The following is a 19,157-nucleotide window of genomic DNA, read 5'->3' on the forward strand; positions in this document are numbered from 1 at the left end:
GAGAAAAACGACATGGCACAAGCTGTCGGTAAAGTTACACAAGTCATCGGCGCGGTCGTCGATGTGCAGTTCGAGGATCACCTGCCGGAGATTCTGAACGCGATCACGACCGAAAACCAAGGCAAGAAACTGATCCTCGAAGTGGCTCAGCATCTTGGCGAAAACACAGTGCGCACCATTGCGATGGACGCGACCGAAGGTCTGGTACGCGGTCAGCGCGTCGAAGACACAGGCGCGCCGATCTCGATCCCGGTTGGCAACGCCACATTGGGCCGCATCATGAACGTTGTTGGCGAAGCCATCGACGAAAAAGGCGAAATCGCATCGGCCGAGCGCCGCTCGATCCACGCGGACGCGCCGGAATTCGCGGAACAGTCGACATCTTCCGAAGTACTGGAAACCGGCATCAAGGTTATCGACCTTCTGGCCCCTTACGCCAAGGGTGGTAAAATTGGTCTGTTCGGCGGTGCCGGTGTTGGCAAAACCGTTTTGATCATGGAATTGATCAACAACATCGCCAAAGTACACTCCGGCTATTCGGTTTTCGCCGGTGTTGGTGAACGTACCCGCGAAGGGAACGACCTTTATCACGAGATGATCGAATCCAACGTTATCAACCCTGATGACCTTGAGAAATCGCAGGTTGCGCTGGTGTACGGCCAGATGAACGAGCCTCCAGGTGCGCGTATGCGTGTTGCCCTGACCGGTCTGACATTGGCCGAGCAGTTCCGCGACCAGTCCGGTACAGACGTTCTGTTCTTCGTCGACAACATCTTCCGCTTCACACAAGCGGGTTCCGAGGTTTCGGCTCTGCTAGGCCGTATTCCTTCGGCGGTTGGCTACCAGCCAACGCTGGCGACAGACATGGGTGCGATGCAGGAACGTATTACATCGACCAAAGCCGGTTCGATTACATCGGTGCAAGCCGTTTACGTTCCAGCGGATGACCTTACCGACCCTGCGCCTGCGACATCGTTTGCGCACCTTGACGCGACAACCGTTCTGGACCGTTCGATCTCGGAAAAGGGTATTTACCCTGCCGTTGACCCGCTGGGTTCCACATCGCGTCTGATGGACCCGTCCATCGTTGGCGAAGAGCACTACAATGTTGCCCGTGACGTTCAGGGTGTTCTGCAGCGCTACAAGTCGCTTCAGGATATCATCGCTATCCTCGGCATGGACGAATTGTCGGAAGACGACAAATTGGCTGTCGCCCGGGCCCGCAAGATCGAACGTTTCCTGAGCCAGCCTTTCGACGTTGCGAAGGTGTTCACCGGTTCCGACGGTAAGCAGGTTCCCTTGGAAGAAACAATCCAGTCGTTCAAGGCTGTTGTTGCAGGCGAATACGATCACCTGCCCGAAGGTGCCTTCTACATGGTTGGCGGCATCGAAGAAGTGAAGGCGAAAGCCGAAAAAATGGCGGCAGACGCCGCTTAAGGAGCGCTGAAAATGGCAGACACAATGCAATTCGACCTCGTTTCGCCCGAGCGGCGGCTGGCCTCGATGCAGGTGACGGCCGTTCAGATTCCGGGTGCAGACGGGGACATGACAGCAATGCCTGATCATGCTCCCACCCTCACCACGTTGCGCCCTGGCGTGCTGCGTGTTGAAGGCCCGGAAGGTGCTACGGAATATGTGGTTACTGGCGGCTTCGCTGAAATCTCGGCTGCTGGTGTGTCGGTTCTGGCCGAACGCGCCGTGCCCAAGGGTGAAATGACCCAAGAGCATCTGGACGAGATGATGGAAGAAGCCAAGACGATGTATTCCACGGCAAAGTCCAATTTCGTCAATGAACCCGGCCCCGTGGATGATGCAGCCAAGCTGCTGTCCGACATGGTTGCCATGGGGGATCAGATCGGATTGTCGAGCAAACAGCCGTCTCTTTAACGCGTCCTTGCAAGATCTATCGAAGGGGCCTCGCTTTTGCGGGGCCTTTTCTATTTAAATTATGCCTTGTAGGATAAAAACGCGTTGAAGGTTAGCGAGTGATCGGAATACAACCCCAGAATGAAGCGAATGAATGGAAACACCGTTGGCGTAGAAAGCGGCGAAACCGTTCTCTTTTCCGACTTTGAAGATGGTGGCGAGATGTGGACCGGAACAGGTCAGCGCGAACGCCGTCAACGTGTTGTCTTTTCAACGCCGTTCAAAGAGGCCCCGACTGTCCAGTCGTCGCTGGCGCTGTGGGACGTGGACAATGCAACGGTCATGCGCGCAGACCTGAGGTCAGAGGATATCACCGATGAGGGCTTTGATCTGGTGTTTCGCACGTGGGGGGACACCCGCATCGCGCGGGTTCGGATCGCGTGGTTTGCAATCGGTCCGCTGCACCAGGAAGAAGACTGGGACATCTACTAGACGTCCCGGTCCAATGGTTCAGAGGGCCTTGTACATCCCGTCATAGATCGGCTCAAGGGATTCAGCATCGAACAGGGATGATACGGAAGTGCCGTTCCAGATGTTCAGGATCGCCTGGGCAAAGATCGGTGCCGTCGGCACAATCCGGATGTTCTGGGCCTGTTTGACCGCGTCCGTCGGCTGGATGCTGTCGGTGATGACCAAGGATTTCATAACGGAATTGCTCACCCGCTCAACAGCGGGGCCGGACATTACGCCGTGGCTGATGTAGGAATGAACTTCCTTCGCACCGTTCTCCAGCAATACCTCGGCAGCCTTGCACAGTGTGCCGGCAGTGTCGCAAATGTCATCGACGATCAGGCAGATCTTGTCAGTGACGTCCCCGATCACGGTCATTTCAGCAATCTCGCCGGGCTTTTCGCGACGTTTGTCGACAATGGCGAGGGGGGAGTTGATCCGCTTGGCCAGTTCGCGGGCGCGTGCAACGCCGCCCACATCCGGGGATACGACCATTAGTTCGCCCATCCGGTCTTTGAATTCGTTCTTGATATCCAATGCAAAGACGGGCGACGCATAAAGGTTATCCACCGGAATGTCGAAAAATCCCTGAATCTGCGCGGCGTGCAAATCCATGGTCAGGATCCGTTCGATCCCGGTGCCAACCATCATGTTGGCGACCAGCTTGGCTGTGATCGGGGTGCGTGCCTTGGTGCGGCGGTCCTGGCGGGCGTACCCGAAATACGGCAGAACGGCGGTGACCCGCGCTGCTGACGACCGGCGCAGGGCGTCGGCCATCACCAGCAATTCCATCAGGTTGTCATTGGCCGGGTTCGACGTTGGCTGGATGATGAACATGTCTTCACCGCGCACGTTCTCGAACACTTCGACAAAGACTTCGCTGTCATTGAAACGTTCGACCCGGGCATCGACCAACCCCACATTGACACCGCGGTGCAGCGACATCCGCCGCGCAATCGCTTTGGCCAGTGGCATGTTGGCGTTGCCTGAGATGAGTTTGGGTTCAGATGTTTGAGCCATGTGCAAGGAGTCCCCGGTTGCATAACATGTGACAGAATCGTGACGTTGACACCGCTTAACATGGCCTTACGGTCGGGCAAAGCTGCACACGGAGGATCGGAGCGCCAAATGGCCCATATCGACTATTTTTTTGCGACCTTGTCGCCTTATGCGTATCTTGCTGGCAACCGGCTTGAGGAAATCGCAGCCAAACATGGTGCCACGATCACCTATAAGCCGTTTGATCTGATCTCTGGGTTTGGCCGGACGGGAGGACAGCCCCCTAAGGATCGGCATCCCAGCCGGCAGGAATACCGCGCGATGGAACTGGCCCGTCAGGCCAAGAAACTGGGCATGCCGTTCAAGCTGCAACCGGCCTTCTGGCCCACCAATGGCGCACCTTCATCGTATGCGATTATCGCGGCGCAGGCGACCGGCGGCGACGTGGGCAAGCTGTGCCAGCTGATCATGCATGCTGTCTGGGCCGAAGATCGCGACATTGCCCAGGATGACGTGGTCCGGGACTGTCTGGTCAAGGCTGGCTTTGATCCTGCGATCGCCGACAAGGGCCTGCTGCAAGGGGCCGACACTTTTGCCCGCAACCTCGAAGAGGCGGTCGAACGCGGTGTCTTTGGCGCGCCGTTCTATATTCTGGATGATGGGCAGAAGTTCTGGGGACAGGACCGTTTGGAAGATCTCGACTTGCATCTGGCGGGCCGCCTGTGACGCTAAAGACGTTTACGCGGAAATTTGGCCATGGCCCGCGCCAAGCCTTGGCGATCCATTGCACGCTTGCCCATTCAGGTGCGTGGCGCGGGATCGGCGAAGCGCTTGGCGATGATCTGACCCTGCTTGCCTATGACCTTCCGTCGCACGGAAAATCTGGTGATTGGGACGGGCAGGGCAATGTGCATGATGTGGCCACCGACATGGCCCTCGCGCTGCTGACCGAACCGATGGACATCATCGGCCATTCCTTCGGCGCGACCGTCGGGCTGCGTCTGGCAATCGAAAGCCCCGAACTTGTGCGCAGCCTGACCATGGTCGAACCGGTCTATTTCGCCGCCGCTATGGTCGATGACCCAAAGGGCGCGTCATCCGACATGGGCAACAACACGGCCTTCAACGCCGCCTACGCCAGTGGTGACATGATGGAGGCCGCGCGGGTCTTTAACGTCGGTTGGGGTGATGGCAGCGGTTGGGAAAAGACGCCCGAAAAGCTGCGCCACTATATGGCCGACCGCATCCATTTCGTCCCCGCCAGCCAACCGTTCCTGCGCGAAGACAGCGCCGGATTGCTGGAACCGGGCCGCTTTGCCCGTGCCGCGATGCCGGTTTTGTTGATGGACGGGGCAACCTCGGGCGATATTGCGGATGTGATCAGCAGGTCGTTGGAAAAACGTCTGCCCAACGTCACCCGCCGCGCCATCGCGGGGGCAGGGCACATGGCCCCGCTGACTCACCCGACCGAAGTCGCAAACGAAGTGCGTGCGTTTCTGGCGGCCTGCTAATCGTTTAGAAATGCGACAGAAACTGGTCGATCGCAGGCTTGCCGATCGACCAGTCACAGACCAGACGCGCGCCAAGATATTCTTCGGGATCATCGCCCTCAAGCGACCCGTTCCAGATGTAATATTTCGCGCCTGCCTCGTGCAGCTTTTGGTGGATGCGGCGCGGCCAGCTGGCGAAGATCATGTTGGCGTCGGGCTGATGCAGAAACGTCGCCCCCGCCGCACGCAGCCCTTGGGCCAGATGCGCGGCGTTGTCATTGGCTTGCTGCGCCATCACCTTGTACAGGTCATCCTGCATATATCCGGCCATCTGTGCTGACAGATAGCGGTGTTTGGAGAACAGATGCGCCCCGCGCTTGCGCCGCAATTCGAATTCCCATGCCTTGGCCGGGTCAAAGAACACGACCGCCTCGACCCCCATGCAACCGTTCTTGGTGCCGCCAAAGCTGACAACGTCAACGCCTGCTTTCCACGTCATCTCGGCCGGGGTGCAGCCTAATGCGACCATCGCATTGGCAAAACGCGCACCGTCCAGATGCACCGGCAGGCCGTAATCCTTGGCCACGGCAGTCAGCGCGCGGATTTCGTCCAGCGTATGAACGGACCCGCGTTCGGTCACCTGGGTGATCGACACCGGTCCGCGCTGTGCGCCATGCACATTCCCATCGGCCTGCTTTTCAATCGCGCGGCGCAACGCGTCGGGCGACATCTTATCATCTGTCTCAAGCGCCGTCAGCTTGGCCGCACCGGCGTAAAATTCAGGTGCGTTACACTCGTCTTCGTTGATATGCGCGGTGGTCGAACAGAAAATCGTCTGCCAGGGCTGCGTGTAGCAGGCCAGCGCCAGCGCATTGGCCGCCGTGCCGGTGGCCACCAGATAAACCGCTGCCTCGGGTGCCTCGAACGCCGTGCGGATGGCATCGCGCACCTCGTCCATGATCGCGTCCTTGCCGTAAGGCATGGCATGGCCTTCGTTGGCCTGCGCCAGCCGTGCCATGATTTGCGGATGAACTGGGCCTGCATTGTCAGAGGCAAAAAACATCAGGTGGGCTCCTCAATGATGTGGTCTTCCCATTCTTCGAACGGGGTGTCGAATTCCGATACGGTGTCATATTGCACCGATATCCCGGCGGTATGGACGGTTTCGGGATCGCCAGAGATCAACGGATGCCAGTCGTAAAGCGGTTTGCCCTGCCACAACAGCCGGTATGCGCAGGTCAGCGGCATCCAATAGGCGTGGGTATCCAGATTCTCGGGTTTCAGAACGATGCAGTCGGGCACGAACTGGTGGCGGTTTTCATAATGTGTGCAGCGGCAGGTGGAATCGTCAAGCAACCGGCAGGCGACACGGGTCAGGGCGACCTCCTGTGTGTCCTCGTCTTCCAGCTTGTTCAGACAACATTTACCACAGCCGTCACACAGCGCTTCCCATTCTGCGGGCGACATCTTGTTCAGCGGCTTCTTTTCCCAGAACCGCTCTGCCAATCCCCTGGGAGCAATCGGATCGGTCATAGCGCGGCCAGAATGGCGCGGGCCTGCGCACTGTCGGCATCCATCTGGGTGATCAATGTGTCAATCCCATCGAATTTCTCCTCGCCCCGCAAATGCTCAATCAGGGCGACCGAAATATGCTTGCCATAAAGATCACCTTTGAAATCAAAGATAAATGTCTCGAGGTTGGCTTTGTTTTCACCGAACATCGGCCGCACGCCAAGGCTGGCGACTCCGTGGTAGCGTCCGGCCTGCGGCCCTTCCAGCACGTCCACCAACACGGCATAGACGCCAAAGGCAGGGGGATGCAGACCATCAATCGACATATTTGCCGTGGGGTAGCCCAGCTCGCGCCCGCGCTTTTCCCCATGCAGGACAGGCCCTTCAAGGCGATGCCAGTGACCCAGCATGGCGGCTGCCTCGCGTGGCTTGCCATTGGTTAACGCGGCCCGAATGGCCGTAGACGACACGGTGCTTTCACCCTGTGCCATCAGCGGTGCAACTGTCACGCCAAAGCCCAATTGCGCACCGAATTCCACCATTTGTGCCGCGGTTCCGGCCCGGTTCTTGCCAAAGCAGAAATCGGCACCGACCACGACATGCCGTAACCCCAAGCCCTCGACCAACACGTTCTTGGCAAAATCATAGGGGCTCAGACCTGCCAGCGCGGCGTCGAACTTCACCTCATAAAGCTTATCAACACCGATCTTTTCCAGCTGATGTGCGCGGGCTTCCGGCCCCATAAGCCGAAACGGTGCCGCGTTCGGCGCAAAAAACGCACGCGGGTGCGGCTCGAACGTCACGACGCCCAAGGGCGCTTCGGGCAGGGCTGCACGGGCAAGGTCGATGACCGACCGATGCCCCAAATGCACACCGTCAAAGTTGCCGATCGCTGCGGATGCACCCCGATCGGACTCTGCTACAAACTGATAGTCACGTATGATTTCCATGGGCTAGGTCGTAGCCCTGTCTGACCCTGCTGACAAGCAGCCGACATGCTTCTCTGGCTGTTAAATATCCCGGGGGTCTGGGGGCTGGCCCCCAGCCTTGCCCGAGGGTTCAGTCGAATTTGCGCGAAGGAGCCAGAACCGTTGCTTCGCCGATCAGGACTTTCTTCCCATCAACGGCGCAATGGCAGTCCAGCTTCACACGGCGCTTGGTGAAATCGATGTAGGTCACCTTGACCTCGGCATAAACCAGATCGCCGGGGCGCACCGGGGCCAGAAACTTGAGCGACTGCCCCATGTAGACCGTTCCATGCCCGGGCAGTTGCTCTCCGATCACGGCCGAGATCAGGCCGGCGGTCAGCATGCCATGCGCAATACGCCCTTCGAAAATTGTGTCGCGGGCATAGTCGTCATCCAGATGCACCGGATTCCGGTCTGTTGAAATCTGCGCGAACATCTCGATGTCTTCGTCCGTCACAACCTTTTGCAGATGGCGGGACATGCCCATTTCGATGTCTTCGATACAGATCGTTCCGCGCGGAAGGTTATCCAACATGCTACACCCTTCGAGTAATTATATGACGTGCCCGAAGGCATTTGAGACACTTAATTACTTTGCAGGTGCAGAAACGCAAGCTAAAAGTGGGTCAGCGAAGGTGCCCTATCGTATAGGTCGGAGAGGACATTTCCTTTTCCAGATAACGGGTTAGCGCCTCTGAATCCGGTTGAGTCTTGGTGTCGGTTTCTGCGGCTGCCAGCCCGCCAGAGATAAAGAGCGAATCAATATCCTCGCCCATCGCCCCTTTGACGTCGGTTTGGGCACCGTCACCGATGGCCAGAATATCGCGGTCGGCCACGTCCACGCCCAATGCAAAAAGCCTGCGCCGCGCCAGATCATAGATCGGCGGATGCGGCTTGCCGAAATAAAGGCTCTCGCCGCCCATCTCGGTATAGAGCGCGGCCACGGCCCCCGCACACCATTCCCGTTTGTCGCCACGGTCCACCACGATGTCAGGGTTCGCGCACAGCAGCTTCAGCCCCATTTGCTTGGCCATCAACAGTTGCGGGCGCAGAACACTTGGATCAGCCGTCGCATCAAAGGGGCCGGTGCAGACGATCCCTTCGGCATCCTCCAGCGCGACGCGAGTGATGTCGACCGGGTTTTCCAGAATGTCGATGGGGTCAAAAAAGCTTTTGTCGCTGGGCGGACCCAAGTGCCAGACATTGCTGCCAACGGTGCCCCGGTACATGGCCGCGCGTGCCGAATCACCCGAGGTCGCAATGTCGTCCCATGCGTCATCCGGCACACCGAAATGCGCCAGTTGCTTGACCACGCCTGCGCGGGGGCGGGGGGAATTGGTAACCAGCACGACCTTGCCGCCGCCCTTGCGGTAGACTTGCAGGGCCGTGACCGCGTCGGGCAACGCCTTGACGCCGTCATGCACGCAGCCCCAAAGATCGACGAACAACGCCTCGTAGCGGTCTGAAACTTCAAACAGGTTGTTGATGATCTGGGTCATGATGCGGTCCAATCGGCAAGGGGTTCATGTGCAGAAAGCATACATCCCAAGGCGGGGCAACAACGCGCGCTGTTCTTTTGATCAAGGTGCGAAATGCAGGTGCTGGACCTGACTTTGCGTCACAGCCGCGTCAGCCCTTCGGCGATTTCCGCAGCTATGGCATTGGCGTCGACGCCGTCCCGTTCCGCTGAAACCCGCAAGCCCAAGACATCGGACTGGTATCTGCGCGCGAGCGTGCGCGGATCATGGCTGCCGTCAATCGCGCCGTCCGATTGTGCCTGCTGGAACAGCTCGGCAAACTGCTGTTCCATGCGCAAAAGATGCAAGTTCGCCTCGTGGGCCAAGGGGTGACGATGTGCCTGAAGCTCAAGCAGGGTCTTGGAAAGCATGCAGGCCTTGGCGGGGGCAGATTTGTTCCGGATCGCCATGGCCGGAAAGCGTTGGAGCGCCTTGATCGGGCCGTGCTCCTGTGCCAGCGCAATCAGACGCTCTAGCCCGTCTGATGCATATTTCTTCAGGGCAAGTTCGAACAAGGCATCCTTTGATCCGAAGGCCGCATAGAAACTGCCGGGTTTCATCTGCAAGGCGGCTTCGAGATCCTTCAAGGACGTGCCGGCCCAACCGCGCTGCCAAAACAGGTCGCGGGCGCGGTCGATCAATTCGTTTCGGTCATAGTTCGGTTTGCGCGGCATGGGGTCCTCTGATCTTGAGCAGTCGCTCATTTATATACTTGAGTGATCGCTCAATAAAGCCTAAAGAATGGTAACTGACATATTTTAAAGGATGCTCCCGACATGACTTTCCCTTCCCATGATCTTGATTCCGCACCTGAAGCGTCAAAGCCGCTTTTAGAGAAATCGCAAAAGGCGTTTGGCCGTCTGCCCGGACTGCACAAGGTTCTGGCCGAAAGCCCGCAGGCCTATGAAGCGTATCAGGTGCTTCACAAGCTTTTCACAGAGACCGATTTCAATGCAGAAGAACTGACAGTCGTTTGGCAGGCCATCAATGTGGAGAACGAATGCCATTACTGCGTTCCCGCACATACGGGCATCGCCAAGATGATGAAGGTGTCTGAGGAAATCTCCGAGGCGCTGCGCAATGAAACAGCGCTGCCTACACCCAAGCTCGAGGCGCTGCGCAGCTTTACGGTGCAGATGGTGCGCAACCGTGGCAACGTGACAGACGCGCAGATGCAGGCCTTCTTTGATGCAGGATACGGCCACCGTGCTGTGCTGGATGTCATTCTGGGAATGGCGCAGAAAACCATGTCAAATTACGTCAATCACGTCGCGCAGACACCCGTTGACGAGGTGTTCAAACCCCTTGCCTGGGAACGGAGCGATACACATTTGAAGGTCTGATCGATGCACCCTCGTGGTGCGCCAAAATGAAAAAAAGGCCCCCTTTTTTGAAAGGGGGCCTTTTGTGTTCTAAGCCTTCTGAAAGTCTGGCGTGATCAGACCTTGAGGTTCGGGATGATCTGTTTTTTGCGACTCATCACGCCGGGCAGCACGACGGTGTCACCGGTGACTGTCGCGCCAAAGCTTTTTTCGGCAACCGATTTGGTCAGTTCGTTGGGGATCAGCATCGTTGCTTCTTCATTCAGGATGTCGACCACGAACAGCAGAACCTGGTCTGCACCGTCTTCCGTCGCGACGCCGGGCATCGCGGCCATCAACGCATCCTTCCGGTCCAGCACGGTTGCAGGCGATGTGGTTTCCAGAACCGACACGCGGAACTGCTTGCCGCCGACTTCGTATTCCTTGCTGTCCATGCGCAGCAATTCAGCTTCCGAGAACGACGACACGTCGGATTTCGCGGCGAACATTTTTGCGGCATAATCCGGAATGTCGATGCCCAGATCCTTGGCCAGCGCATGTGCGATCGCCATGTCTTCCTGCGTCGTGGTCGGGCTGCGGAATTCCAGCGTGTCGGACAGGATGCAGGTCAGCATCGCGCCTTTGATGTTCTCTGGCATCTGCGCCATGTCGTCGCCGATCATCTTGTACATGATTGTGGCGGTGCAGGCCAATGGCTCCATGACGATGTGGATCGGGCCTTTGGTTTCAAGGCCGCCGACCAGTTTGTGGTGGTCGATGATCGCCTTGATGTCGGCGTTGTTGATGTTGTCGGGCAGTTCTGCCGGGTTGTTGGTGTCGACGATCACAACGGGCTGATCCTCTTCGACATCAGAGATGATCTGCGGTTTGTCCAGCTTCCAGTGGTCCAGCATGAACAGCGCTTCGGTGTTGGGTTCACCCAGCAGGGCAGGGGCGGCATCGACGCCTGCAATCTGGTTCAGGTACCAGGCCCAGATGATCGGGCTGCCGGTGCTATCGGTGTCGGGGGATTTATGGCCAAAAACAAGCGTTGTCATATGCGGTATCCTGCAAAGGGAGTGTTGATTTGCGCGCCTTATAGGGCGCGGTGCGGCACTTGTCACCACCTTGAGCATCGCAGATGTCTTGGGGGTTCTCAGCGCCAATGAAATGCTGCTAGCAAGGGGTCATGACCAACCCGCGCGAAACCGATCTTTACCAACCCGTCAAATCCTTTCTCGAGGATCAGGGCTATGTCGTGAAGTCGGAAGTCGGTGCCGCCGATGTGGTGGCGATCCGCGGGACGGAGCCGCCCGTGGTGGTAGAGTTGAAGCTGGGATTTTCACTGGCGTTGTTCCACCAGTGTATCGAACGGCTGAAAGTCAGCGATGACGTGTATCTTGCGGTGGCCCACAAGCCGGGCAAACCGTTTTACAAGGCGGTCAAGGCGAATACCGTTTTGGCGCGGCGGCTTGGGCTGGGGCTGATGACTGTGCGGATCAAGGATGGACTGGTGGCGGTGCATTGCGATCCCGGCCCTTACGCCCCGCGCAAGAACGCCAAGCGCAAGACATCCTTGTTGCGGGAATTCGCACGTCGTCAGGGGGACCCCAATGATGGCGGGCAGACGCGGGCGGGGCTGGTGACGGCCTACCGTCAGGACGCGCTGAAACTTGCCATGTATCTGTTCGAGGCCGGTGCCAGCAAAGGGGCCGACGTCGCCCGCGAGACGGACGTGAAGCGGGCGACGGTCATGATGCGACATAACCATTATGGGTGGTTTGAAAAAGTTGAAAAAGGCGTATACGGGCTGACACAGGAGGGCGCGCAGGCGGTCGAAACCAGCGCACGCGTCCTTGGGTCCGGCTGATATTGGCCGTCAGATCGGTACCCTTAAAGTTTTTCACATGACACTGGTTGACTAGGGCAGATGACATCCTTAGCTACAGATCGTTAGCACTCGAACCTGTTGAGTGCTAACGGCTGCATCCCCGGGGCTGGGGAGCGTGGCTTGGAAGAATAACTTTGAGCTTAAGAGCTGAAAGATGGCATTGAAACCGCTTCACGACCGCGTGTTGGTGCGTCGCACGAAAGCGAAGAAAAAACCAAGGGTGGCTTGATCATCCCTGATTCCGCGAAAGAAAAGCCCTCCGAGGGTGAAGTCGTTGCATGTGGCGAAGGCGCACGCAAAGACAGCGGTGAGCTGATCGAGATGGCTGTAAAGCCCGGTGACAAAATCCTGTTCGGCAAATGGTCCGGCACGGAAGTCACGCTTGATGGCGAAGAGCTGCTGATGATGAAGGAAAGCGACATCATGGGGATCATCTCCTGAATTCAGGACGATCCGGGCCTTGCGCCTACATGACACGCTGACATCAACACAAGAATTTAGGAGAAGACACTATGTCTGCTAAAGACGTAAAATTCGGGACCGACGCCCGCAACCGCATGCTCAAGGGTGTGAACATCCTTGCCGACGCGGTCAAAGTCACGCTGGGCCCGAAAGGCCGTAACGTGGTTCTGGACAAATCTTTCGGCGCACCGCGCATCACCAAGGACGGTGTTTCGGTAGCGAAAGAAATCGAACTGGAAGACAAGTTCGAAAACATGGGCGCACAGATGGTCAAGGAAGTTGCTTCCCGGACCAATGACGAAGCAGGCGACGGTACAACAACCGCGACTGTTCTGGCCCAGGCCATCGTCAAAGAAGGCATGAAATCTGTTGCTGCCGGCATGAACCCGATGGATCTGAAGCGCGGCATCGATATGGCCACGCACAAGGTTGTCGAAGCCATCCGTGCCGCAGCACGTGACGTGACAGACAGCGACGAAGTTGCTCAGGTCGGTACGATCTCTGCCAACGGCGAAGCTGAAATCGGTCGCCAGATCGCGGACGCGATGCAGAAAGTCGGCAACGAAGGTGTTATCACCGTCGAAGAAAACAAAGGTCTGGAAACAGAGACAGATGTTGTCGAAGGCATGCAGTTCGACCGCGGCTACCTGTCGCCCTATTTTGTCACCAACTCCGACAAGATGACTGTAGAACTGGAAGACGTGATCATCCTGCTGCACGAAAAGAAACTTTCGTCGCTGCAGCCAATGGTTCCCCTGCTCGAGCAGGTCATCCAGTCGCAAAAGCCACTGTTGATCATCTCGGAAGATGTTGAAGGCGAAGCGCTTGCAACACTCGTCGTGAACAAACTGCGCGGCGGTCTGAAAATCGCAGCGGTCAAGGCACCTGGTTTCGGCGATCGCCGCAAAGCCATGTTGCAGGACCTTGCAATCCTGACCGGTGGTCAAGTGATCTCCGAAGATCTGGGCATGAAGCTTGAGTCCGTTACAATGGACATGCTGGGTTCCGCCAAGAAAGTAACCATCACCAAAGACGAAACAACAATCGTTGATGGCGCTGGCGAAAAGGCCGAGATCGAAGCACGTGTTGCACAGATCCGTAACCAGATCGAAGAAACCACATCCGACTACGACCGTGAAAAGCTGCAAGAGCGCGTTGCCAAACTGGCTGGCGGTGTTGCTGTGATCCGCGTTGGCGGCATGACCGAAATCGAAGTGAAAGAGCGTAAGGACCGCGTCGACGACGCCCTGAACGCGACACGCGCTGCGGTTCAGGAAGGTATCGTTGTTGGTGGTGGTGTTGCCCTTATTCAGGCAGCAAAATCGCTCGACGGTATGACTGGCATGAACAACGATCAGAACGTCGGTATCTCCATCGTGCGCAAGGCACTGGAAGCACCGCTGCGTCAGATCGCTGAAAACGCCGGCGTGGACGGTTCTGTTGTTGCGGGCAAAATCCGCGAAAGCAGCGACCTGACATTCGGCTTTAACGCGCAGACCGAAGAATATGGCGATATGTTCAAGTTCGGCGTGATCGACCCTGCGAAAGTTGTTCGTACTGCTCTGCAGGACGCGGCATCCATCGCCGGTCTGCTGATCACCACCGAAGCCATGGTTGCCGATCGTCCGTCGAAAGACGGCGGTGCAGGCGGCGGCATGCCCGATATGGGTGGCATGGGCGGCATGGGCGGCATGATGTAAATCACGCCGTAGGGTTTTCGAACCCTTCGCTGAAACACTTGGGGGCGCATCTTATCCAGATGCGCCCCTTTTCCATTGGCGCGCACCGTTGCAGTGGCCTAGATAAACCCATGCGAATTTTCCTTCTGACCGCCCTCGTGATGATCGCCTTTGCCGCGAATTCACTGCTGACGCGCTTTGCCATCATCGGTGGCCATATTGATCCGACCGGCTTTGCCCTTGTGCGGGTCGGGGCGGGGGCCGCCGTCCTGACCGTTCTTCTTTGGGTGCGCGGCGGGGCGTTGAACCTGCTGCATCGTCAACGTGCCTTGGGGGCGGTTACCTTGGCGCTCTATATTATCGGCTTTTCACTGGCCTATCTGACCTTGGATGCAGGGCTGGGCGCGCTGATCCTGTTCGGGGTCGTGCAAATTGCGATGTTCGCTTATGGCGCGGTCTTTGGCAGCCCGCCGACACTCCGCCAGATCACCGGTGCCAGCCTTGCCTTTGCCGGTCTGGCCCTGGTGCTTTGGCCCGGCGCACAGACACAGGTGAACCCGGCAGGCGCAGCGCTGATGGTGGTCGCCGGTTTGGGCTGGGCGGCCTATACGATCATCGGCAAGGGATCGGCTGACCCCTTGGCCAATACGGCGGGGAATTTTCTGATCTGCGTGCCAATTGTGGCGTGTCTGCTGCTGGTCCAGACCACGCAGATCACGGCAACGGGCCTGGTGTTGGGGGCCATCTGCGGCGGGATCACATCGGGGCTAGGCTATGCCTTGTGGTATGCGGTCTTGCCCAGACTGGCGCAATCAACGGCGGCGGTGGTGCAGCTATCGGTGCCCGTTATCGCCATCCTTGCCGGCGCGGCCCTGCTGTCAGAGCCGTTAAGTCCCAAGGTCATCCTTGCCACGGTGCTGGTTCTGGGCGGGATCGGCTTGGCCGTCAGCGCAAGATCAACTCGAGCGGGTCATAGGTGATACCCGCACCGCCAAATGCCACATCAATCAGCGTATCCGGCTTGACCCGCAAACCTGCCATCTGATCGCGGGTGACCCAGCGGCGGTCGGTGACGACCCGGTCGACATCCTGCCAGTCCGCGTCGATCAGGGGCGACCCGATGATCCGGCAGTGAAAATACACATCCACCTGATGAAACCCGCGGTCGGGATCATGAAATTCATTCACCAGACAGGGCAGGCCGACATCGACCCGCAATCCTGTTTCCTCGAACACTTCGCGCATCAGGTTGTCATGCAGGGATGCGCCAAGTTCGACCCCGCCGCCGGGCGCGCACATCAGATCGCTTTGCCCGTCAGGATAGGCATTCACCAACAGCAGGCGGTCTTGGTGCAGGATCACCGCGCGCACCGCCAGTCTTGGGCTGTTTGGGGCCATTTGCGAAACTTTCCATTCCAGATATCGCCAAACCATTTCACACCACGGGATTTCAGTCTATCTGATCGTTCATGAAAACACGATTTGCCCCGCTGATCTTCCTGTTGGCCATCTCAGGCCAGGCGACCGCGCAACCGACCCTGGAAAATGCAGGCGTCGGGCGCTGCGTGGTGCTGTTGCACGGGTTGGCGCGCACCGAAACATCCTTTGCGGTGATGGAGGCAGCGCTCGAGACCGAGGGCTATAAAATCGTCCGCCCCGGTTACCCCTCGACAGAGGCTCCGGTCGAGGCATTGACCCGCCAAACCCTGCCCGACGCCGTCGCAGCCTGCGGGACAGACAAGGTCGACTTCGTGACCCATTCCATGGGCGGCATCCTCTTGCGCCAATGGGTGGCCGAAGAGGGGGATGCCCGCGTCGGCCGTGTCGTGATGTTGGCACCCCCAAATCAAGGCAGCGAGGTGGTCGATGCCTTGGGGGATTTCCCCGGGTTCGACTGGCTGAACGGCCCTGCGGGTGCGCAGATGGGGACAGGGGCGGATTCGTTGCCGCGCAAGCTGCCGCCGGTGACCTTCGATCTTGGTGTGATTGCAGGCACGCAGTCGCTGAATCCTTATTTCTCTTCTCTTTTGCCGGGACGTGACGATGGCAAGGTTTCGGTGAAATCGACAAGGGTGAAGGGCATGCGTGACTTCTTGATGCTGCCTGTGACCCATACTTTCATGATGCTGAACCCCACGGTGATCGCCCAGACCATGGCCTATCTGAACACTGGAAAGTTTGACCGTTCGTTGACCTTTGTGGACGCCGTTCTTGATTCCATCGGCTGCCCCACGGGGGATTGCCTGCCGGGTGCGGAGGATGACAATGCTAAGCCTTGATTTAACCGGTGCGCAGGTCTTGGGCCAAGGCGGGCTGGACCGGCGCGCGCTGTCCATTGCCGAGGGTATGATCGTCGACGCGCCGCAAAAACGCGCGGTCGATCTGGGCGGTTACATGATCCTGCCGGGCATTGTCGATGTGCATGGCGACGGGTTCGAACGTCATCTGGCCCCGCGTCGCGGCGCGATGAAGACGCTCTCGGAAGGGTTGGTCGCTGCCGAGGCTGAATTGGCCGCCAACGGCATCACCACCGCCGTGCTGGCGCAATTCGTCAGTTGGGAAGGCGGTTTGCGCGGGCCAGAATTTGCGAAACAGGTGTTTGAAGCGATGCGCGCCACGGCCCCCGGATTGGTGACCGACCTGCGCGGGCAATTGCGTTTCGAGACACACATGCTTGATCTGCACGAGCAAATCCCCGGTCTGCTGGCAGATTGGGGGCTGTCGTATATCGTATTCAACGACCATCTCCCCCACGCGCGGCTGGCTGAAGGGCGCGTGCCGAAACGTATGGTAGCCCAAGCGTTAAAGGCGGGGCGTAATCCGGATGCGCATTTGAAACTGATGCAGGAGCTGCATGGTCAAAGTGCTGATGTGCCTGCGGCCCTGGACGCGCTTTGTGCGACCCTCGCGGCGCAAGGCGTACAGATGGGCAGCCATGATGACACAACGGCCGACGGGCGTGCAGCATGGCGCGCGCGCGGCGTGATGGTCGCGGAATTCCCCGAAACGCTCGCGGCTGCCGAGGCTGCAACGGCGGCCGGTGATCTCGTTGTGCTGGGATCGCCGAACGTGGTTCGGGGCGGGTCGCATAACGGGAATGTTTCAGCGGTCGATCTGATCATGATGGGGGTCGGTGCGGCCTTGGCGTCGGATTACCACTATCCGTCGCCACGGCGTGCGGCATTCATGCTGGCCGACAGCGGGGTTTTGCCGCTGGCCGATGCATGGCGGCTGGTGTCAGCAGGGCCTGCCGCCGTTCTGGGGCTTGCCGATCGCGGCGATTTGTTGCCCGACATGCGTGCCGATCTGGTGGTTCTGGATGCAAAGACGCGCCGCGTCGCCATGACGATGGCAGGCGGGCGCGTCAGCTATATGTCAGGCGATATTGCGCTGCGCTTTACCGCTTGATGATATTGACGTGGCCCATCTTGCGGCCCGCCTTGACGTCCGCCTTGCCATAAAGATGCAAGGCCGTGTCACGCTGTTTGGCCAGCGCCGGAACACGGTCCATATCGTCGCCGATCAGGTTTTCCATAACCACATCCGCATAACGGCTGCCGTCGCCCAAGGGCCAGCCGGTGATCGCCCGGATGTGCTGTTCGAACTGGTCGACTGTACAGCCGTTTTGCGTCCAATGGCCCGAGTTGTGCACGCGCGGCGCGATTTCATTGACGATAAAACCTTGCGGCGTCACGAAAAGCTCGACCCCGAGCACACCGACATAGTCCAGCGCGTTCAATATCTTGGCGGCCAGCAACACGGCATCGGTGCGCTGCGCTGCGCTGAGGCGGGCAGGGACGGTGGTTGTGTGCAAAATCCCGTCGCGGTGCACATTTTCGCCGGGATCGAAACACGCTACATCGCCCGACGCACTGCGCGCGGCAATCACGGAAACCTCGATCGAGAAATCAACAAAGCCTTCCAGCACGGCAGGGCTGCCGGCCATATCGGCCCAGGCCGTCGCCGCATCATCGACACTGCGCAGGCGGGACTGTCCCTTGCCATCATAGCCGAAACGGCGGGTCTTCAGGATAGAGGGGGCCCCGATGGTCTGCATCGCCGCCTTAAGATCGGCGGCATTGGCGATGTCGGCAAAGGGGGCGACGTTCAGGCCCAACCCCTCAAGAAAGGTTTTTTCGGTCAGGCGGTCCTGGCTGGTGCGCAGCGCCTCGCGGTTTGGGTGGATCGGCGTGATGGCTTCGATCACATCCAGCGCATCGGTGGGGATGTTCTCGAATTCGAACGTGACGATATCGACGGCTTTGGCAAAGGCGGTTAGCGCCGCCACATCGTCATAGGCTGCGGTGGTCACCGCGTGGGCAACATCTGCGGCGGGCGGGTTTGCACCGGGTTCAAAGATATGGGTGCGAAAGCCAAGGCGTGCCGCGGCGACCGACAGCATGCGCCCCAACTGGCCGCCGCCCAGAATACCGATGATGGCCCCGGTGGGAAGTGGATCAGTCATCAGAAGGCTCCTGCGGGATGGAGGCGCTCAGTGCGGCGCGCCAGTCGTCCAGACGTTTTGCAAGGGCAGCGTCTTGCAGGGCCAGAATACCCGCCGCCATCAAGGCAGCGTTGGCGGCACCCGCCGCGCCGATTGCCATGGTCGCAACGGGAAAGCCGCGGGGCATTTGCAAAATGGAATAAAGCGAATCGACCCCTGACAGCGCCTTGGTCTGGACCGGCACGCCGATCACCGGCACGCGGGTCTTGGACGCCATCATGCCGGGCAGATGCGCGGCCCCGCCGGCACCGGCAATGATCACCTGCAAGCCGCGATCCACGGCCGTCTTGCCATAGTCCCACAGCCGGTCGGGTGTGCGGTGGGCGGACACGATCTTGGCCTCGTAGGCGATGCCCAGTTCATCCAGCAGGGTTGCTGCCTCGCGCATGGTGCTCCAGTCAGATTGGGAACCCATAATAATGCCGACGGGGGGATTTTCCATTGAGGGGAAGCCTTTG

22 protein-coding genes and 1 pseudogene are annotated in these 19,157 nt (G+C 58.8%); 12 read left to right on the top strand and 11 right to left on the bottom strand.

The genetic code is table 11. From position 1 onward, the window contains the following. Window positions 1-12: 12 nt before the first annotated feature. From atpD to RGAI101_RS16225, 3 genes are all read left to right on the top strand, one after another. Complete coding sequence (gene atpD / locus RGAI101_RS16215; protein WP_037228553.1) at window positions 13-1,437, top strand: F0F1 ATP synthase subunit beta; 1,425 nt, start codon at window positions 13-15, stop codon at window positions 1,435-1,437. A 12-nt stretch (window positions 1,438-1,449) separates the two neighbouring features. Next, window positions 1,450-1,887 carry a F0F1 ATP synthase subunit epsilon gene (locus RGAI101_RS16220; protein WP_008225390.1) on the top strand — a complete coding sequence of 146 codons (438 nt, stop codon included), beginning with the start codon at window positions 1,450-1,452 and terminating at the stop codon, window positions 1,885-1,887. A 129-nt stretch (window positions 1,888-2,016) separates the two neighbouring features. Then, window positions 2,017-2,358, top strand: a complete 342-nt coding sequence (locus RGAI101_RS16225) for an H-type lectin domain-containing protein (protein ID WP_008227714.1) — start codon at window positions 2,017-2,019, stop codon at window positions 2,356-2,358. An 18-nt stretch (window positions 2,359-2,376) separates the two neighbouring features. Here RGAI101_RS16225 and RGAI101_RS16230 read toward each other — a convergent pair whose 3' ends face one another. Next, window positions 2,377-3,396 (bottom strand): ribose-phosphate pyrophosphokinase, encoded by a 1,020-nt coding sequence (locus RGAI101_RS16230; protein WP_008227015.1) that lies wholly within the window; start codon window positions 3,394-3,396, stop codon window positions 2,377-2,379. A 108-nt stretch (window positions 3,397-3,504) separates the two neighbouring features. Here RGAI101_RS16230 and RGAI101_RS16235 point away from each other — a divergent pair, with 108 nt between their 5' ends. Together RGAI101_RS16235 and RGAI101_RS16240 are read left to right on the top strand one after the other, a co-directional pair. Next, window positions 3,505-4,101, top strand: coding sequence for a 2-hydroxychromene-2-carboxylate isomerase (locus RGAI101_RS16235; protein ID WP_008226239.1), 597 nt, complete (start codon window positions 3,505-3,507; stop codon window positions 4,099-4,101). After that, a complete protein-coding gene (locus RGAI101_RS16240; protein ID WP_008225079.1) occupies window positions 4,098-4,886 on the top strand; it encodes an alpha/beta fold hydrolase in 789 nt (262 codons plus the stop codon). The genes RGAI101_RS16235 and RGAI101_RS16240 overlap by 4 nt, the downstream gene beginning before the upstream one ends. 4 nt (window positions 4,887-4,890) lie before the next feature. On the opposite strand, the gene RGAI101_RS16245 is transcribed toward RGAI101_RS16240, so the two are convergent. From RGAI101_RS16245 to RGAI101_RS16270, 6 genes are all read right to left on the bottom strand, one after another. Next, on the bottom strand, window positions 4,891-5,928 hold the full coding sequence (locus RGAI101_RS16245; protein WP_008228230.1) for a threonine aldolase family protein: 1,038 nt from the start codon (window positions 5,926-5,928) through the stop codon (window positions 4,891-4,893). Beyond that, window positions 5,928-6,398, bottom strand: coding sequence for a YcgN family cysteine cluster protein (locus tag RGAI101_RS16250; RefSeq protein WP_037228557.1), 471 nt, complete (start codon window positions 6,396-6,398; stop codon window positions 5,928-5,930). The genes RGAI101_RS16245 and RGAI101_RS16250 overlap by 1 nt, the downstream gene beginning before the upstream one ends. After that, window positions 6,395-7,327 (bottom strand): bifunctional riboflavin kinase/FAD synthetase, encoded by a 933-nt coding sequence (locus RGAI101_RS16255; RefSeq protein WP_008228469.1) that lies wholly within the window; start codon window positions 7,325-7,327, stop codon window positions 6,395-6,397. Before RGAI101_RS16255 ends, RGAI101_RS16250 begins: the two co-directional genes overlap by 4 nt. Before the next feature lie 109 nt (window positions 7,328-7,436). After that, the gene (locus tag RGAI101_RS16260; protein WP_008229038.1) at window positions 7,437-7,880 is read right to left on the bottom strand and encodes a MaoC family dehydratase; all 444 of its coding nucleotides are present in this window, start codon (window positions 7,878-7,880) and stop codon (window positions 7,437-7,439) included. Window positions 7,881-7,971: 91 nt separating this feature from the next. Continuing rightward, window positions 7,972-8,844 carry a TIGR01459 family HAD-type hydrolase gene (locus RGAI101_RS16265; protein ID WP_037229726.1) on the bottom strand — a complete coding sequence of 291 codons (873 nt, stop codon included), beginning with the start codon at window positions 8,842-8,844 and terminating at the stop codon, window positions 7,972-7,974. Window positions 8,845-8,963: 119 nt separating this feature from the next. After that, window positions 8,964-9,536 carry a TetR/AcrR family transcriptional regulator gene (locus RGAI101_RS16270; protein WP_008227069.1) on the bottom strand — a complete coding sequence of 191 codons (573 nt, stop codon included), beginning with the start codon at window positions 9,534-9,536 and terminating at the stop codon, window positions 8,964-8,966. A 102-nt stretch (window positions 9,537-9,638) separates the two neighbouring features. On the opposite strand from RGAI101_RS16270, the gene RGAI101_RS16275 reads away from it, so the two are divergent. Beyond that, window positions 9,639-10,205 (top strand): carboxymuconolactone decarboxylase family protein, encoded by a 567-nt coding sequence (locus RGAI101_RS16275; RefSeq protein ID WP_008225909.1) that lies wholly within the window; start codon window positions 9,639-9,641, stop codon window positions 10,203-10,205. 95 nt (window positions 10,206-10,300) lie between these two features. On the opposite strand, the gene RGAI101_RS16280 is transcribed toward RGAI101_RS16275, so the two are convergent. Continuing rightward, complete coding sequence (locus RGAI101_RS16280) at window positions 10,301-11,221, bottom strand: manganese-dependent inorganic pyrophosphatase (protein WP_008227118.1); 921 nt, start codon at window positions 11,219-11,221, stop codon at window positions 10,301-10,303. A gap of 131 nt (window positions 11,222-11,352) precedes the next feature. Between RGAI101_RS16280 and RGAI101_RS16285 the strand changes: the two genes are divergently transcribed. The 4 genes and pseudogenes from RGAI101_RS16285 to RGAI101_RS16300 all read left to right on the top strand — a co-directional run bounded on the left by RGAI101_RS16285 (window position 11,353) and on the right by RGAI101_RS16300 (window position 15,175). Then, window positions 11,353-12,033 (top strand): DUF2161 domain-containing phosphodiesterase, encoded by a 681-nt coding sequence (locus RGAI101_RS16285; protein WP_008226228.1) that lies wholly within the window; start codon window positions 11,353-11,355, stop codon window positions 12,031-12,033. A 175-nt stretch (window positions 12,034-12,208) separates the two neighbouring features. After that, window positions 12,209-12,495: pseudogene (locus RGAI101_RS16290) on the top strand (co-chaperone GroES). 71 nt (window positions 12,496-12,566) lie between these two features. Continuing rightward, window positions 12,567-14,216, top strand: coding sequence for a chaperonin GroEL (gene groL, locus RGAI101_RS16295; RefSeq protein ID WP_008227428.1), 1,650 nt, complete (start codon window positions 12,567-12,569; stop codon window positions 14,214-14,216). 110 nt (window positions 14,217-14,326) lie between these two features. Next, window positions 14,327-15,175, top strand: coding sequence for a DMT family transporter (locus RGAI101_RS16300; protein ID WP_008228184.1), 849 nt, complete (start codon window positions 14,327-14,329; stop codon window positions 15,173-15,175). On the opposite strand, the gene RGAI101_RS16305 is transcribed toward RGAI101_RS16300, so the two are convergent. Then, on the bottom strand, window positions 15,141-15,593 hold the full coding sequence (locus tag RGAI101_RS16305) for an NUDIX domain-containing protein (protein ID WP_037228559.1): 453 nt from the start codon (window positions 15,591-15,593) through the stop codon (window positions 15,141-15,143). The two genes, RGAI101_RS16300 and RGAI101_RS16305, sit on opposite strands and share 35 nt — an antisense overlap. Before the next feature lie 71 nt (window positions 15,594-15,664). On the opposite strand from RGAI101_RS16305, the gene RGAI101_RS16310 reads away from it, so the two are divergent. Together RGAI101_RS16310 and RGAI101_RS16315 are read left to right on the top strand one after the other, a co-directional pair. Beyond that, a complete protein-coding gene (locus RGAI101_RS16310) occupies window positions 15,665-16,474 on the top strand; it encodes an esterase/lipase family protein (RefSeq protein WP_008226037.1) in 810 nt (269 codons plus the stop codon). Continuing rightward, window positions 16,461-17,603 carry an alpha-D-ribose 1-methylphosphonate 5-triphosphate diphosphatase gene (locus tag RGAI101_RS16315; protein WP_008225135.1) on the top strand — a complete coding sequence of 381 codons (1,143 nt, stop codon included), beginning with the start codon at window positions 16,461-16,463 and terminating at the stop codon, window positions 17,601-17,603. Before RGAI101_RS16310 ends, RGAI101_RS16315 begins: the two co-directional genes overlap by 14 nt. Here RGAI101_RS16315 and RGAI101_RS16320 read toward each other — a convergent pair. Together RGAI101_RS16320 and purE are read right to left on the bottom strand one after the other, a co-directional pair. Continuing rightward, window positions 17,593-18,660, bottom strand: coding sequence for a 5-(carboxyamino)imidazole ribonucleotide synthase (locus tag RGAI101_RS16320; RefSeq protein WP_008225099.1), 1,068 nt, complete (start codon window positions 18,658-18,660; stop codon window positions 17,593-17,595). The genes RGAI101_RS16315 and RGAI101_RS16320 overlap by 11 nt on opposite strands. Beyond that, window positions 18,653-19,141 carry a 5-(carboxyamino)imidazole ribonucleotide mutase gene (gene purE, locus RGAI101_RS16325; protein ID WP_157044690.1) on the bottom strand — a complete coding sequence of 163 codons (489 nt, stop codon included), beginning with the start codon at window positions 19,139-19,141 and terminating at the stop codon, window positions 18,653-18,655. The genes RGAI101_RS16320 and purE overlap by 8 nt, the downstream gene beginning before the upstream one ends. Window positions 19,142-19,157 lie beyond the last annotated feature (16 nt).

Source organism: Roseobacter sp. GAI101, assembly GCF_000156335.1.
Classification (GTDB): domain Bacteria; phylum Pseudomonadota; class Alphaproteobacteria; order Rhodobacterales; family Rhodobacteraceae; genus Sulfitobacter.

Coding starts and splice junctions, on each gene's coding strand:
- RGAI101_RS16275 (WP_008225909.1), top strand. CDS start 9,639: ATGACTTTCCCTTCCCATGATCTTGATTCCGCACCTGAAGCGTCAAAG.
- RGAI101_RS16280 (WP_008227118.1), bottom strand. CDS start 11,221: ATGACAACGCTTGTTTTTGGCCATAAATCCCCCGACACCGATAGCACC.
- RGAI101_RS16305 (WP_037228559.1), bottom strand. CDS start 15,593: ATGGCCCCAAACAGCCCAAGACTGGCGGTGCGCGCGGTGATCCTGCAC.
- RGAI101_RS16230 (WP_008227015.1), bottom strand. CDS start 3,396: ATGGCTCAAACATCTGAACCCAAACTCATCTCAGGCAACGCCAACATG.
- RGAI101_RS16260 (WP_008229038.1), bottom strand. CDS start 7,880: ATGTTGGATAACCTTCCGCGCGGAACGATCTGTATCGAAGACATCGAA.
- RGAI101_RS16310 (WP_008226037.1), top strand. CDS start 15,665: ATGAAAACACGATTTGCCCCGCTGATCTTCCTGTTGGCCATCTCAGGC.
- RGAI101_RS16255 (WP_008228469.1), bottom strand. CDS start 7,327: ATGGAAATCATACGTGACTATCAGTTTGTAGCAGAGTCCGATCGGGGT.
- RGAI101_RS16265 (WP_037229726.1), bottom strand. CDS start 8,844: ATGACCCAGATCATCAACAACCTGTTTGAAGTTTCAGACCGCTACGAG.
- atpD (WP_037228553.1), top strand. CDS start 13: ATGGCACAAGCTGTCGGTAAAGTTACACAAGTCATCGGCGCGGTCGTC.
- groL (WP_008227428.1), top strand. CDS start 12,567: ATGTCTGCTAAAGACGTAAAATTCGGGACCGACGCCCGCAACCGCATG.
- purE (WP_157044690.1), bottom strand. CDS start 19,141: ATGGAAAATCCCCCCGTCGGCATTATTATGGGTTCCCAATCTGACTGG.
- RGAI101_RS16235 (WP_008226239.1), top strand. CDS start 3,505: ATGGCCCATATCGACTATTTTTTTGCGACCTTGTCGCCTTATGCGTAT.
- RGAI101_RS16250 (WP_037228557.1), bottom strand. CDS start 6,398: ATGACCGATCCGATTGCTCCCAGGGGATTGGCAGAGCGGTTCTGGGAA.
- RGAI101_RS16315 (WP_008225135.1), top strand. CDS start 16,461: ATGCTAAGCCTTGATTTAACCGGTGCGCAGGTCTTGGGCCAAGGCGGG.
- RGAI101_RS16245 (WP_008228230.1), bottom strand. CDS start 5,928: ATGTTTTTTGCCTCTGACAATGCAGGCCCAGTTCATCCGCAAATCATG.
- RGAI101_RS16270 (WP_008227069.1), bottom strand. CDS start 9,536: ATGCCGCGCAAACCGAACTATGACCGAAACGAATTGATCGACCGCGCC.
- RGAI101_RS16320 (WP_008225099.1), bottom strand. CDS start 18,660: ATGACTGATCCACTTCCCACCGGGGCCATCATCGGTATTCTGGGCGGC.
- RGAI101_RS16220 (WP_008225390.1), top strand. CDS start 1,450: ATGGCAGACACAATGCAATTCGACCTCGTTTCGCCCGAGCGGCGGCTG.
- RGAI101_RS16285 (WP_008226228.1), top strand. CDS start 11,353: ATGACCAACCCGCGCGAAACCGATCTTTACCAACCCGTCAAATCCTTT.
- RGAI101_RS16225 (WP_008227714.1), top strand. CDS start 2,017: ATGAATGGAAACACCGTTGGCGTAGAAAGCGGCGAAACCGTTCTCTTT.
- RGAI101_RS16300 (WP_008228184.1), top strand. CDS start 14,327: ATGCGAATTTTCCTTCTGACCGCCCTCGTGATGATCGCCTTTGCCGCG.